The sequence below is a fragment of the Maribacter aurantiacus genome, from assembly GCF_005780245.1.
Classification (GTDB): domain Bacteria; phylum Bacteroidota; class Bacteroidia; order Flavobacteriales; family Flavobacteriaceae; genus Maribacter; species Maribacter flavus.
This window is the reverse complement of record NZ_VBUK01000008.1, coordinates 1-13,123: the sequence shown is the minus strand read 5'-3', so window position 1 is coordinate 13,123 and position 13,123 is coordinate 1. Positions and strand designations below refer to the sequence as shown.

The 13,123-nt window shown below is 42.7% G+C and carries 14 protein-coding genes; 9 read left to right on the top strand and 5 right to left on the bottom strand.

What is annotated here, in order from left to right; translation table 11 throughout:
- Nucleotides 1–60 precede the first annotated feature (60 nt).
- Complete coding sequence (locus FEK29_RS12870; RefSeq protein WP_138258850.1) at nt 61–1,395, bottom strand: serine hydrolase domain-containing protein; 1,335 nt, start codon at nt 1,393–1,395, stop codon at nt 61–63.
- Between the two features lie 79 nt (nt 1,396–1,474).
- On the opposite strand from FEK29_RS12870, the gene FEK29_RS12865 reads away from it, so the two are divergent.
- From FEK29_RS12865 to FEK29_RS12855, 3 genes are all read left to right on the top strand, one after another.
- Nucleotides 1,475–1,924 (top strand): 3D domain-containing protein, encoded by a 450-nt coding sequence (locus FEK29_RS12865; protein ID WP_240042751.1) that lies wholly within the window; start codon nt 1,475–1,477, stop codon nt 1,922–1,924.
- The gene (locus FEK29_RS12860; protein ID WP_138258848.1) at nt 1,921–2,574 is read left to right on the top strand and encodes a peptidoglycan recognition protein family protein; all 654 of its coding nucleotides are present in this window, start codon (nt 1,921–1,923) and stop codon (nt 2,572–2,574) included. The genes FEK29_RS12865 and FEK29_RS12860 overlap by 4 nt, the downstream gene beginning before the upstream one ends.
- 90 nt (nt 2,575–2,664) lie before the next feature.
- Nucleotides 2,665–4,134: a M14 family metallopeptidase gene (locus FEK29_RS12855; protein ID WP_138258847.1), complete on the top strand. Its 1,470-nt coding sequence runs from the start codon at nt 2,665–2,667 to the stop codon at nt 4,132–4,134.
- A gap of 343 nt (nt 4,135–4,477) precedes the next feature.
- Here FEK29_RS12855 and FEK29_RS12850 read toward each other — a convergent pair whose 3' ends face one another.
- Together FEK29_RS12850 and FEK29_RS12845 are read right to left on the bottom strand one after the other, a co-directional pair.
- The gene (locus tag FEK29_RS12850) at nt 4,478–5,314 is read right to left on the bottom strand and encodes an OmpA/MotB family protein (RefSeq protein WP_138258846.1); all 837 of its coding nucleotides are present in this window, start codon (nt 5,312–5,314) and stop codon (nt 4,478–4,480) included.
- A 203-nt stretch (nt 5,315–5,517) separates the two neighbouring features.
- Entirely contained in the window at nt 5,518–6,609 is a 1,092-nt protein-coding gene (locus FEK29_RS12845; protein ID WP_138258845.1) for a vWA domain-containing protein, read from the bottom strand.
- 172 nt (nt 6,610–6,781) lie between these two features.
- Here FEK29_RS12845 and FEK29_RS12840 point away from each other — a divergent pair, with 172 nt between their 5' ends.
- From FEK29_RS12840 to FEK29_RS12830, 3 genes are read left to right on the top strand one after another with little or no spacing between them, the layout of a single operon-like run.
- Entirely contained in the window at nt 6,782–7,789 is a 1,008-nt protein-coding gene (locus FEK29_RS12840) for an XdhC family protein (RefSeq protein ID WP_138258844.1), read from the top strand.
- Nucleotides 7,786–8,403, top strand: coding sequence for a nucleotidyltransferase family protein (locus FEK29_RS12835; RefSeq protein ID WP_138258843.1), 618 nt, complete (start codon nt 7,786–7,788; stop codon nt 8,401–8,403). The genes FEK29_RS12840 and FEK29_RS12835 overlap by 4 nt, the downstream gene beginning before the upstream one ends.
- A gap of 10 nt (nt 8,404–8,413) precedes the next feature.
- On the top strand, nt 8,414–9,505 hold the full coding sequence (locus tag FEK29_RS12830; RefSeq protein WP_138258842.1) for an amidohydrolase family protein: 1,092 nt from the start codon (nt 8,414–8,416) through the stop codon (nt 9,503–9,505).
- A 4-nt stretch (nt 9,506–9,509) separates the two neighbouring features.
- On the opposite strand, the gene FEK29_RS18060 is transcribed toward FEK29_RS12830, so the two are convergent.
- Nucleotides 9,510–9,647, bottom strand: coding sequence for a hypothetical protein (locus tag FEK29_RS18060; protein ID WP_162850216.1), 138 nt, complete (start codon nt 9,645–9,647; stop codon nt 9,510–9,512).
- A 311-nt stretch (nt 9,648–9,958) separates the two neighbouring features.
- Here FEK29_RS18060 and FEK29_RS12825 point away from each other — a divergent pair, with 311 nt between their 5' ends.
- Nucleotides 9,959–10,447, top strand: coding sequence for an RNA polymerase sigma factor (locus FEK29_RS12825; RefSeq protein WP_138258841.1), 489 nt, complete (start codon nt 9,959–9,961; stop codon nt 10,445–10,447).
- 4 nt (nt 10,448–10,451) lie between these two features.
- The gene (locus FEK29_RS12820) at nt 10,452–11,054 is read left to right on the top strand and encodes a hypothetical protein (RefSeq protein ID WP_138258840.1); all 603 of its coding nucleotides are present in this window, start codon (nt 10,452–10,454) and stop codon (nt 11,052–11,054) included.
- Here the strand turns inward: FEK29_RS12820 and FEK29_RS12815 are convergent, their stop codons facing one another.
- Nucleotides 11,055–11,684: a GntR family transcriptional regulator gene (locus FEK29_RS12815; RefSeq protein WP_138258839.1), complete on the bottom strand. Its 630-nt coding sequence runs from the start codon at nt 11,682–11,684 to the stop codon at nt 11,055–11,057.
- A gap of 193 nt (nt 11,685–11,877) precedes the next feature.
- On the opposite strand from FEK29_RS12815, the gene FEK29_RS12810 reads away from it, so the two are divergent.
- On the top strand, nt 11,878–12,669 hold the full coding sequence (locus FEK29_RS12810) for a hypothetical protein (RefSeq protein ID WP_138258838.1): 792 nt from the start codon (nt 11,878–11,880) through the stop codon (nt 12,667–12,669).
- The last annotated feature ends 454 nt before the right edge of the window (nt 12,670–13,123 follow it).

Sequence of the window (13,123 nt, the reverse complement as noted above, 5' to 3'; positions counted from 1 at the left end):
TGAAGTAGTTTGAAGCCGTAATAGATTTTCTATTGCATATTTTGGGTTTTTGAAAACGGCCTATTTAATGGTTTTTAGAATATCGCCGATCAGGGTATTGAACTGTTCGTCCGACTGCTCCTCCAATCCTGTTCGAACAATGACCATGTCCTTTGATGGAACGATAAACACGCGTTGCCCCTGAAACCCATTGGCGGAATACAGGTCCCGTGGCAAATCGGGATATTTCCCTTCCGCATTCAACCAAAAATGGGCGCCGTAGGTACCGTTGGAATGTTCCGTGGGTTTGGTGATGTAGTCCACCCAACTATCTGCAAAGATTCGGTCACCGTTCCAATCGCCCCGGTGAAGGTATAGCAGTCCGAATTTGGCCCAATCCCTTGTGGTGGCCCATCCGTAGGAGGAACCGACGAAATTCCCTTCCAAATCGGTCTCTATTAGCATGGAGTGCATGCCAATTCTATCGATTAGTTTGGCATAGGGAAAATTTAAGTATTCCTGATGCGTAGGAAATTGCTTCCTTAATATTCCCGAAAGCAGATTACTGGTGCCCGAAGAATAGTTCCAAACTTCGGTGGGTGGCGCAATTACGGCATTATCGGCCTGTGCTTGCGACATATCGGAATCGAGGAACAACATACTGGTGACATCGGAAATTTTAAAGTAATCCTCGTCCCAGGCCAATCCGCTTTGCATCCGCAATAAATGGTTCATCGTTATTTCTGATTTTGGGCCATCGGTATTATAAAGCGATTCAAAAGGACGATATTCCAAGGAAATTCCATTTTCATATTCCAAAATGCCATATAATGTTCCCAGAATACTTTTGGTCATGGACCAGCCTAAAATTTTGGTGTCCTTGGTAAATTGGTCACCATATTTTTCCCCAATGATCTGGTCTTTGTAGACCACCAATAGGCTTCTGGTCTTTTGAACGGAATCCTGCAGGGCCCGGCTCAGCACATATTCCAAGGCATCATAATCCACATTAGCCATTACGGTATCCTTAACCCCTTGATTTCCATACGGAAAATGTAGGGTGTCCCTTTTTTGGTTTCGTTCCGGAACTATGGAAAAGTTGTGTTTTTGATGCTCGGTATTGGTCAGAACGGCTCCCAGCCCTTCTTTGTAAACCGATATCCGTTCCATGAGTCCGTATACGGAAGCCTTGGCAGATTTGATTTCCGAATCGGCTTCGGCCGTAGCCAGGTTTATCAGGGGCATATCGTGGTCTACTGTGTTCACGAAATAGGCGTCCCTTTTTGCAAGAAATACATTGGATGCCAAATTTTTGGAGGCATAACCGGAAATGAGGTTCAGTTTGGGATAATTGATGTAGCCGAATATCAGAAGTCCGACCAACAGGAGGGCAAAGGCCCATTTAATTTTTTTCATATTCCATCTATTGGCTTCTAAATTAGAGAAAAAGGTTTATATGGGTCGTATTGACAAAAAGAGATTATTAGTATATTCCATGTCTCATTTAAAAGTCATGCATCGAATTCTGGGGCTTTTTGTGCTTTTTGTTAGTATAGGATGTGACCAAAGGTCCAAGGAAGCGGATACGTATGATTGGGTTCCCCTAACCGTTACGGCCACGGCCTATAATTCCTTCCCAGGGCAGACGTCCTTTGAGCATCCAGAAGTAACTGCCTGGGGCGACTCCATCAAACCTGGGGTCAAGTGGATCGCTGTCTCCAGAGATCTCTTAAGACAGGGATTGCGACACAATACCTTGGTAAAAATCGATACATTTGAGGGAATCTATATCGTAAAGGACAAGATGCACCCCAGATGGCGCAATAGAATCGACATTTATATGGGTGAGGACAAAAAGAAGGCCAAGGAGTGGGGGCGGAGAAAGGTCCAGATACAGTATGCCGTTCTTAAGAAAAAAGACACCGTAAACGAAATTCAAAAATGAAGGTTATAAAAATACTGGCCTTAGTTGTCTGCCTGACATCCTGTTCGGTGACCCGTACCATTGTGGACAAGCCCATTACCTTTGATGACGAGCGAAGGATATTGACCTTGGAATATATGCAGGACAGATACGGATTGGTAAAGGAATCCCCGAATATCATACCTAAAATGATCGTGCTGCATTGGACCGTGATTCCAACGTTTGAAAAATCCTTCAACGCTTTTGATTCGCCAACCTTGCCCAATTCCAGGCCCGATATTAACGCTGCCGGGACCCTGAACGTTTCCTCCCAGTTTATGGTGGACCGCGATGGTACCATTTATAGACTAATGCCTGAAACGACCATGGCCAGGCATGTTATAGGCTTGAACCATTGTGCCATAGGTGTGGAGAATGTGGGCGGGGACACCGGACAACCCTTGACCAAGGCCCAGCTAAAATCCAATATTTGGCTCGTTCGCTATTTGGCGGAAAAATATGATATCGAATATCTGATCGGACATTATGAATACACAAAATTTGAGAACCATCCCTTATGGTTGGAGCAAGACGAAGGCTATAGGACCCAGAAGACCGACCCGGGAACCGATTTTATGCAAAACATTAGGAAGGCCGTAAAGGATTTGAACTTTAAACCAATCCCTGAATGAAACCCTCATCAATGGATTTTATTAGGAAAGTTTAGTACGTCTACAAAAGGAAATATTTAAAAACCAAGCTATCAACCAAATTTCAAACGAATGAAAAGATTTCATTGTGTTATTATTGCTTTCTTAATCCTGACAATTTTTAACAGCCAGGCACAGGATATAACCGAACAATTGTATGAGACCTATGAAAAATATAAGGAACCCACGCTTGGGAAAAGAAGAATAAAGCACGCCGATATACAGCCCTTGTTGGAGAAATTCAGAAGGAATCCGAAGTTCACGGTGAATAACGTTGGCACCTCCATAGGTGGAAAATCGCTTTCCTTGGTCAGTATCGGTAGCGGTGAAACCGATGTTTTTTTGTGGTCCCAGATGCATGGGGACGAGCCCACCGCCACCCAGGCAATTTTTGATATCCTTAATTTCTTGGATAGTCCCGATTTTCAGGAAGAAAAGGAAGCGATGCTTTCCAACCTGACCATCCATTTTTTGCCCATGCTCAATCCGGATGGGGCGGAACTCTTTCAACGTCGTAACCTGTTGGGAATCGATATCAATCGGGATGCGTTGCGCTTACAATCCCCCGAAGGAAAGACCTTGAAAAGGGTGCGGGATAGTCTGGAGGCCGATTTTGGCTTTAATCTGCACGATCAAAGTACGTACTACAATGCGGAGCGCACTGAAAAGCCGGCCACCATATCCTATTTGGCCCCTGCTTTCAACTATGAAAAGGATATCAATGAAGTGCGCGGGAATGCCATGAAAATCATCGTTTTCATGAACAATGTCCTTCAAAAATATGCACCAGGACAAGTAGGACGGTATAACGATGCTTTTGAGCCTAGGGCCTTTGGCGACAACATCCAAAAATGGGGTACCAGTACCATTTTGATTGAATCGGGTGGGTATCCTGAAGACCCTGAAAAGCAGCAAATCCGTAAACTGAACTATGTCTCCATTTTATCGGCCATATATACCATAGCCAAGGAAAATTTCAAGGAAATCGATATTACGGAATATGAAAAAATACCTGAAAACGACCGGATGTTGTTTGACCTAAAGATTGTAGGTGCGACCTATAATCTCATGGGTGATTCCTATATTTTGGACTTGGGCATCAATCAGGTGGAGGTGGATTATGAGGACCATGATAATTTTTGGTACAGCAGTAGGATTTGGGATCAAGGCGATTTATCCACCTATTACGGTTATGAGACTTTGGATGCCGCAGGTCATGAAATTATTCCGGCGAAGGTATATGGTCAAACGGTTTCCACTATGGCCGAAGCAAAAAAGTTGGATGCCAAAAAATTGTTATCCGAAGGCTATGGCTACCTTAAAGTATCCGATATTCCGCTAAAACAATTGAATTCGCCCATACCCTTGCACTTGGTGGGCGATAATTTTAAGGCGCCGGATTTACGACTCCAGCCTGGTATCAATCCCACTTTTTTCCTTAGAAAGGATGGAAAGTATACGTTTGCGGTCATCAACGGTTTTCTTATCGAACTAGCGTCCGAAAACATTACTATTCCCAATGCCATGATTTTTAGAAAATAATCTAGTAACCAAATTGTACATTCAAATAATGACCATGTTTTAAAAGAAGATATAACATGATGAACAATATGGCTACAATTCCCGAGAATATGAGTAAAACCAGACTTTTAAGAGGGTTTGGCAAAATGCCCAAAGCACTTTTCCAATAAATTTCTTTGAGTACATCCATGACGTTTAATTTTTAAATTGAACATTCCAATAGCCTTTAGGATGTGTTTGTTTGGTATTCTTTGGGGTTATTATAATATATAAACAATTATCGGACCACCAAACCCTACTAGAGATTCCTGAAATAAAAAAGGGCGGCAATTGCCACCCTTAGTTTAAAATATTCAGTTTTTTCCTAGTCGATACTAGCTGTATCTGCATCCATCAAGGCGAAGAATTTGTCCAAATTTGGAAGGATTACGATTTTGGTCCTTCTGTTCTTGGCCATATTTTCCTTGCTGTCGTTTTCTACCAAGGGAAGGTAGCTACTTCTACCGGCAGCGATCAACTGTTTTGGATTTACATTGTATTCGTTCTGTAGTTCGCGAACAATGGAAGTCGCCCTTTTCACACTAAGATCCCAGTTATCCTCGAACAAGGGAGTATTGATGGTTCTGGAATCCGTATGACCCTCTACCATTACTTCCATACTGGGTTCGGAATTGATGACATCGGCCAATTTCTTAAGTACATTATCGGCTTTGTTGCTAACCCTATATCCAGCAGTGTTGAACAACAATTCATCAGAGATGTTTATCATTACCACGGTTTTGTCAATGCTTACGTCCACATCTTCCCCTTCGTCCGCGATGGATTGTTCCAGTTTATAGGAAACTGCCAAATTCATGGAATCCTGAAGTGTTTTGGCTTCGGCTAGTTTTGCTGGATCTACGTTTTCCAAGGTCTTTCTCATGTTTGCCTTGGTATTGTTGCTCATTACGGCAACATCATCCACGGTAGTGTACTGACTGTCGTTTATTTCCTTAAGTGAATTTATTTTGGAGTTGTACTCTTCCACTCGGGCCTCTATTTTGGCCATTTTAGTTTCCAACTCTTCTTTTTCTACCTGGGTCTTGGTCAATCTACTTTGCGTCTGTGCCAAGTTGTCCTCCAAGGCCACGTATTTCTTTTTCGAAACACAGGAAGATAAAAGTACAATGGATGCTACCCCGATTATTGATAATTTTTTCATTTCAAGTGTGTATTTAGTTAATAATCTTTCAATAACATGTACGGGAATTTTTTGGGAATGGATTTTTTGGTATGGCAATGTTTTGGAAATCGACCTCTTTTTAAAGGCTTTAAATTGTTGATATAAAAAGGTTTAGGCTGTTAAAATGTAGATATAAAAAAAGAGGCAAAAATTGCCTCTTTTTAAATCAATCGGTATATTATTTACTCGCAACCGCCGGTAAACCCTTTGGCGTTGAACTTGGTCTGTACCGCACCTTGTCTCGTACCCGTATTTACCTCGATGGCCAAATTATTTTCTCCACTGCCGTCCCGTTTTGGACTGCAATATTCGAAGAGGTAGAAGCTGTTCGCCCGCTCCGAAACCTTTTCTGAAATCTCGTTAAAGGTATCTTCCAAATCATCCTTGTTACTCGCAAATACGCTGGAAGTCTTCCCTATATCCATCAATACCTGTGTATCGATTTCGCTACCCAATCCAATACTGAAAAAAGAAATATTGGAATTGGCGTCGTTCACTTTTTTGAGTGCTGCCTCTTCGGTAAACCTGGAAGCCTGATCTGTACCATCGGTAAAGATGACCACGGAAGCGGCACCAATCTTGTCTCCACTGGTTGTTTTATTAATAATGTCCGTTGCGATATCGGTCGATTTTATGACCGCTCCGTACAGATCCGTTGATGGGTCGGTACTGATGTTATCGGTAATTCCATTGATGGATGTAATCAATTCGTCTTTGGAGGATGTAAGTTCGTTCAACAAATGCAGTTCATTTTCACCATCGAACCAATAAATCGCCATTTTAAAGGAGTCGGACTCTGCATCGGGCATCACGTTGTCCACAAAACTGGCACTGGCCATTTTCAGTTCCTGCAAGCTGCTTTCCAAGACACTGTTGCTCAAATCCAGCACCAAAAGGGCGTTGTTGGAGAATATCTGTGAATTTGGGGAAATACGTGCAAAAGATTCAGACGTGGAAATGGTATTGAAACAATCGTCGTTCCTTCCCTGCTCGTAAATGGTAAATTGCTCTGCCGTTAATCCGGGTACGGGATTTCCATTGGTATCGGAAACCCTAAAAAATATGGATACTTTTCCAGGTAAGGTCGTATACTGGTCCTGGATTGAGAGTACGAGTTCACCTTCTTCCAGCCCCAAACAATCGTCCACGGGCACTCCTTTTCCAAGGCCATCACCCAAATTAAGGTTTAGGTCTACATCGTCATCGGCATTACCACAGGAAACAAAAAGGGAAAGCGCAAATAAAAAACCAAAGGTTCTTAGGAACAAATTCATAGTCATACATTTTGAGTTCATCAAGCAGAACGCACTTTCCGCTCGGAAATTATGGGCCATTGAAAAAATTATGTTAAAGAGTGTTAAAGAAAGTACCCAGTCTTTAAAAAACAGGCGGGATTGGGTAATTTTCGCTAATTAGTAGGCAAAACTATAGCAACTGCCATTCAAAATGACGCACGAACTCAAAAAAATTTTTAAGGAGTATGGAAACTTACGGGCCAAAGGTCTCAAAACTGTGTTGGCCAGTGTGGTGGCCCTGGATGGCTCTTCGTATAGAAGGCCTGGGGTTCGTATGTTAATCTCTGAGGACGGTACCATGGTTGGGGCGGTTAGCGGGGGATGCGTTGAGAAGGAGGTGCTTTTTCAGGCTGCGAGCGTTTTTAAGACCGACACCCCGAAAATGATGACCTATGACGGTAGGTTTCGTTTGGGTTGCGAGGGAATATTATATATTCTAATTGAGCCATTTGAACCGACGGAAGCACTGCTCAAGGGCTTCCATAGGTCCATAAAAACTAGGACTCCGTTTAAAATCCTTTCCTATTACGTGAAGGAATACGGGGAACATGCCAATATTGGTTCCCTGTTTTTATTTGATGAAAAACCGATTCCCCTGGGTGCAGAACCCGATTCAAGTGAACGTTCAACTTACGAGCAGACCCTGAAACCGTGCTATAAACTGGCCATCGTAGGCGGGGAACACGATGCGGTAAAACTATCCAAAATCGCTCTGGAAATGGGATGGGAGGTTTCCGTAAGCGTAGTACCGGCTGAGGGAAAGACCATAGCCGATTTTCCGGGCATCGACGAGCTTTGGAACGTGGAACCACATGATTTGCCCGTAGAGAAAATCGATGATCAAACGGCCTTGGTGTTGATGACGCACAGTTACGTGAAGGATTTAAAATACCTACATGCGGTAAAAGCATGTAAGCCGATGTATTTTGGGCTTTTGGGACCTTCCAAAAGACGGGAAAAACTATTCAATGAGTACATCGATTTATATCCTGACGAGGACTATGCTTTTTTTGAGAGCATTCATGGACCGGCGGGAATCAATATTGGTGCCGAAGCTCCGGAGGAAATCGCCATTGCCATACTTTCGGAGATTTTGGCGGTCATTCGAAAGCAGGAACCCATCATGTTGAAAGACAAGAAAGAAGGCATCCATAATTGAAATCGGTCCAGAACATAGGCGTTGTTGTATTGGCCGCTGGAAAATCCGGTCGGATGCAGGATATCAAGCAATTATTGCCATGGAAAGGTACTTTTTTATTGCAATATGTGCTGAACCGCGTAATGGAACTGGAAGCCAAAAGAATTGTGGTCGTCTTGGGTGCCAATGCCCAAAAAATAAAATCTAGTTTAAAAACCGACCCCTCTACCACGGATATCATTGAAAACGCCACATGGGAAAAAGGTTTGGGAAATAGTATAGCCGCCGGTGTTCGATATCTTAGGGAAACCTATTCTCCTTTGGATGGCGTGTTGATATGTCTTGCCGATCAGCCATTGGTCACCCCAGACTATCTAAACCGTATATTGCTTGAATTCTCAACCCAAAACGTTTCCATCGTAGCCAGTAACTATGGAAAAAAAATGGGCGTTCCGGCAATTTTTGGACCGGATTTGTACGATGCGCTCTTGAAGCTGGACTCCGATTATGGGGCCCGGGACATACTGGATTCCCACACATCCATCACCCTAGGCTTGGATGCCCAAGGGCTTTTGGCCGATATAGATACTCCGGAAGCCTATCAAAAAATCTATAACGAAAATCACCACCCATAAATCCCTTTTTATGAAGAAACTAAATAGCCTTATCGCCGCTGCCACTTTTGTAATTGCCTTATCTCAAGCTGTTTTTTCACAGGAAATGAGTTTTGAGGAATACAACCCTACCTCAACGCTCGTCGTTCCGGGTGCCGAGATAAAACAGGCAAAATTCCGATTTATAGACGTCCATAGCCATCAGCGGGACATGTCCGTCGAAAAACTGGGCAGTCTTTTAAAGGATATGGAATCCTTGAACGAGGGGGTTATGGTGAACCTTAGTGGTGGTTCGGGGGAAAGTCTCAAGGAGAAGGTCAATAATATCCAGAAAAGCTATCCCAATAGGTTCGTTGTCTTTGCCAATGTCGATTTTGAAGGAGCGGATGGTGGCGAATGGGGTCAAAAGGCCGCTGCCCAATTGGAGGCGGACATCAAAAACGGGGCAAAGGGACTCAAGGTCTTCAAAAGTCTAGGACTTCGCAATACCGATGCATCCGGGAACAGATTGGCCATTGACGACCCTCGTTTGGACCCAATTTGGGCCAAATGTGCGGAAATGGGCATACCTGTATTGATCCATGCAGCCGACCCTAAGTCTTTTTGGGACGATATGGATAGTGATAACGAACGATGGCTGGAATTAAAGACCCACCCCAGAAGAAAACGTTCAAATACAGATCCCGCACCTTGGGAAAAGATCATACAGGAACAGCACAATGTTTTTAAAAGACATCCAAAAACGAAATTTATCAATGCCCACATGGGTTGGCACGCTAACAATTTGGGGAAACTGGGAGAATTGTTGGATGAGATGCCCAATATGAACGTTGGTATCTCCGCCGTAATCGCAGAATTGGGTCGGCAACCGCAACATGCACGGGAGTTCTTTATTAAATATCAGGATAGGATACTTTTTGGAAAGGACAGTTGGAACCCGGATGAATTCCCCACGTATTTTAGGGTGCTGGAAAGCAACGATGAATATTTTCCCTATTATAAGAAGTACCATGCCTTTTGGGCCATGTACGGATTAAACCTACCGGACGAGGTGCTCAAAAAAGTATATTATGAAAATGCCCTGAATTTGATTCCAGGGTTGGATAGATCTCTGTTTGAATAAGGGGCTATAGGTCGGTTTCGATATCTTTTTGTGGAAGCTTTTCAACATCTTGAAAAACTCCACAGGAGATTTCCCTTTTTACCAAGGAGGCCGACTTCTTCCTTTTGGTCAGCGCCTCAATTTCTTTGTTCAAATACTGCATGATTGGATGTTTTAATCCTAAAAAACTCCTCGCAGCCTGCTGCGGGGTTCCGCTAAAGTGTCATTCCCGTATAAGCGGGAATCTAAATAACAGAATTTCAATTTTTGACCTTCTGGACAAAATGAAAACAGCGAAATACCCCTTAACTTGCTTGAGCGATAGTTAGTTTCAGGAAATTCTTTATTGGAAACGAATCCCTTTTTTATTTGTTGTATCCCAGCAAATTAAATCCAATCCAAAAAAGTTTTTTGCCCCGTTATGTGATTTTTTTGACACATTGCATACCTATAGGGAAATGAAGAAAAACATGCATGGGGAATAGCGATGCTTTTGCGGAGGTTATACGGGAACATCAGGGGTTACTTTACAAAGTTTCCGCTATCTACACAAATAATGAACAGGATCGGGAGGATTTGTTTCAGGAAATCGTCTATCAGCTTTGGAAGTATTTTGACAGTTTTAGGAACGAATCCAAGATCAGTACTTGGATGTATCGGGTGGCCATGAACACGGCCATTACGCATTTGAAGAAATCAAAACGCATCCCAAAATCGGAACCCATCAAGGAATCCCTGGTTAGTATGGCGGAGGGCACTGACGACCTTTTTCAGGAACGCGTGAGATTGTTACATCGGCAGATTGAAAAAATGAATTCCTTGGAAAAGGGTATCATGCTGCTGTTATTGGAGGGGAAATCCTATCAGGAAATAGGGGAAATAACGGGATTGAATACGTCCAATGTGGGAACCAGGATATCCCGAATTAAGGAAAAACTTAGAAAAAACATGGTAAAAACATAAGCAGATGGAATTGGAAGAATTACAGGCGAATTGGATGGCCATGAGCCAGGAATTGGAAAAGCAAAAAAAATTAACGAACGAAATCATCTTAAAAATGACACGGAACAACTATCGGAACAAATTCAGCAAACTCAACAATTACGAGAACGTAGGGGCCATTATATGCTATATATTGGCAGGGTTTATACTTTTTAATTTCTGGAAACTGGATACCTTGTACTTAAAGCTTTCTGGAGTATTTACACTAGCTTTTTTAACGATTTTGCCCACCTTGGTGTTGCGTGCATTGCATCGGATAAAAAACCTTGATATCCTTACTAAATCGTACAGGGAAAACCTCATAACCTATACTAAGGAAAAAAAACGACTCCTAAAACTTCAGCAAATTGCCATTGCCGTGAGCTTTATTTCCCTACTGTTCTCGCCGGCCTTGGCCTTAAAGCTGCTCAGGGACAAGACTTTGATCCTTTCGGAAATGAAACCTGAACAGATAATAGCCATAGTATTTGTTATCGTTCTAATGGTTTTTGTAAGCCGATGGGGCTATAGAAGCTATAAAAAGGTAACGAATTCTGCCGAAGCACTGTTGGAGGATTTGGAAGCATGATTATTCCGTCAATTTCTTTTGGATGTAATTGAGGATCAACATCCAGTTCATTTTTAATAGGAGGGAGGCGGTGGGCACGTTGTCATCGGCAATGGCAGAAATTATGGCCTCATGCTGATTGTCGGATTTATTGTAAAAGGAATCGTCCGAAGTAAAGGCGCGCTCGTAAAAGAATATTCGGGTTCGTAAATCTTGCAGGATTTTTAACGCCAGTTCGTTTTCATACCCTTTGGTCAGCAGGTGGTGAAATTCCAAATCGGCCTGAATCCGGCTAATGGCATCTTGGGCATTTTCGAATACATCCTGTTGCTTTCTAAGGGCGTCGATATGATTTTGGTCGAATTCCGAGTTTTCAATGGCCATCACCTCCAAGCTGGCGACCAGTCCGTAGAGGTCCTCGGCTTCCTTAACATCGAGTTCGGCAATGATAAACCCGCGATTGGGTACCGCCTTGATGATATGGGACTGCTGTAGTTGGGTCAATGCCTCCCGTATGGGAGTCACACTAACGCCCAATTCCCTGGAAAGGGCGGCCAGGTTGATGGTCTTACCAATGTGCAGCTTCCCTTGTTTCATTTCAAAAAGCAAGTAATCCCTTACCTGGTCCCTTAGGTTTATTTTCTGGATCATTTTTCAAATATAATATATCGTATATGATTTTAACTCTGTTTTTGGCGCTCTAGTATGTCGATTGGAGTCCGCAGCCGGAAATTATTCGTTGAAATGCACGGCTTGCGTGCTCTTAAACCATACTATTTGTGTTGGTTGCACGTTTTTATGGTTGTAATAGGTAACCCTTTAAACAAATCAAAAAAATAAACAGATGAAAATTTTGAAAAACACGTTAAAGAATTTAAGTCTTTTGGCCACTGTCCTGATGTTAGGGTATAGTTGTAGCGATGATGCCGAAAAGGACAATGATATTGTACTTTCACAAGCCGACTTGGAGGCGGTGCTGGAAACGGACGATATTGTAGGTGGTATCGATGTTGCCCTGTTCGAACTTTACAACAATAACGGAAGTACTGGAAAAACTATGGTCAATGAGTGCTACAGTGCCCAGTATACGGATACGGGATATGTGGCCACATTTAACAATTGTGTCCTCAATGGTACCGAAAATATTAACGGAACCCTAACCGTGACCTATGACACCGACGGGGAACAAGGGTCTTTTTCGGCCAGTTATGAAGATTTTTATGTGGGTGAAATTAAAATCAATGGAACCAGATCATATCAGTTAAGTGCCAATTCAGAGGGAAATAGTGTTTCATTTTCGGTAACCAGCAACCTTACGGTTGAAATGGCCGATGGCTCCTTAATTTCCGACGAAGGCGAAAGGTCTTTTACACTTACTTTTGGTGATTCGCTTGAATCGACTACCTATAGCATTGCTGGAACTTGGACCGTTGTTTACAAAGGAAATACGTACAACGTCACGGTAAATGCTCCGTTGACAAGTAGTGTCAACTGTGGGTATGTAGCCGCCGGTGATATGACCGTTTCTAAAAATGGCCTTACCGTAAATGTAGATTTTGGCGATAGTACGTGTGATAACGTTGCCACCATTACCTACCCAAATGGAGTAGAAGAGGAGATTACCCTGCGTGACTAAAACATTTGCCCTTCAAATGGCAGACAAAAAAAGGATAAGATTGATGAGGTCTTATCCTTTTTCATTTTATGTGTATGCTAAACCAAAGCTATGACTTCCTTGGCAGCTACCCAACGGACTTTACCTTTGGTCAGCCCTTTCGCTTCGGTTATTGAATGTTTGATATAAGTTCTCATGTTGTTCATTTTTGTCCCGAAATGAATCGGGATCTGATTGATGATTAATTGATTGATTGATGAATTCCGGATTAATGGGTATGGTTTCTAACCTCGGCCCATTGCACGCGTTTACTGTTTCTAAAATTACTAAAGAAGGAATGTCTTCTAGCTTCCGTAGGTGATTGTCTGATAAAAGTTCTCATGTTGTTCGTTTTTTTATGTCCCGAAATGAATCGGGATCTGATTGATGATTAATTGATTGATTGATGAATTCCGGATTAATGGGTATGGTTTCT

Coding starts and splice junctions, on each gene's coding strand:
- FEK29_RS12870 (WP_138258850.1), bottom strand. CDS start 1,395: ATGAAAAAAATTAAATGGGCCTTTGCCCTCCTGTTGGTCGGACTTCTG.
- FEK29_RS12865 (WP_240042751.1), top strand. CDS start 1,475: ATGTCTCATTTAAAAGTCATGCATCGAATTCTGGGGCTTTTTGTGCTT.
- FEK29_RS12860 (WP_138258848.1), top strand. CDS start 1,921: ATGAAGGTTATAAAAATACTGGCCTTAGTTGTCTGCCTGACATCCTGT.
- FEK29_RS12855 (WP_138258847.1), top strand. CDS start 2,665: ATGAAAAGATTTCATTGTGTTATTATTGCTTTCTTAATCCTGACAATT.
- FEK29_RS12850 (WP_138258846.1), bottom strand. CDS start 5,314: ATGAAAAAATTATCAATAATCGGGGTAGCATCCATTGTACTTTTATCT.
- FEK29_RS12845 (WP_138258845.1), bottom strand. CDS start 6,609: ATGAATTTGTTCCTAAGAACCTTTGGTTTTTTATTTGCGCTTTCCCTT.
- FEK29_RS12840 (WP_138258844.1), top strand. CDS start 6,782: ATGACGCACGAACTCAAAAAAATTTTTAAGGAGTATGGAAACTTACGG.
- FEK29_RS12830 (WP_138258842.1), top strand. CDS start 8,414: ATGAAGAAACTAAATAGCCTTATCGCCGCTGCCACTTTTGTAATTGCC.
- FEK29_RS18060 (WP_162850216.1), bottom strand. CDS start 9,647: ATGCAGTATTTGAACAAAGAAATTGAGGCGCTGACCAAAAGGAAGAAG.
- FEK29_RS12825 (WP_138258841.1), top strand. CDS start 9,959: ATGGGGAATAGCGATGCTTTTGCGGAGGTTATACGGGAACATCAGGGG.
- FEK29_RS12820 (WP_138258840.1), top strand. CDS start 10,452: ATGGAATTGGAAGAATTACAGGCGAATTGGATGGCCATGAGCCAGGAA.
- FEK29_RS12815 (WP_138258839.1), bottom strand. CDS start 11,684: ATGATCCAGAAAATAAACCTAAGGGACCAGGTAAGGGATTACTTGCTT.
- FEK29_RS12810 (WP_138258838.1), top strand. CDS start 11,878: ATGAAAATTTTGAAAAACACGTTAAAGAATTTAAGTCTTTTGGCCACT.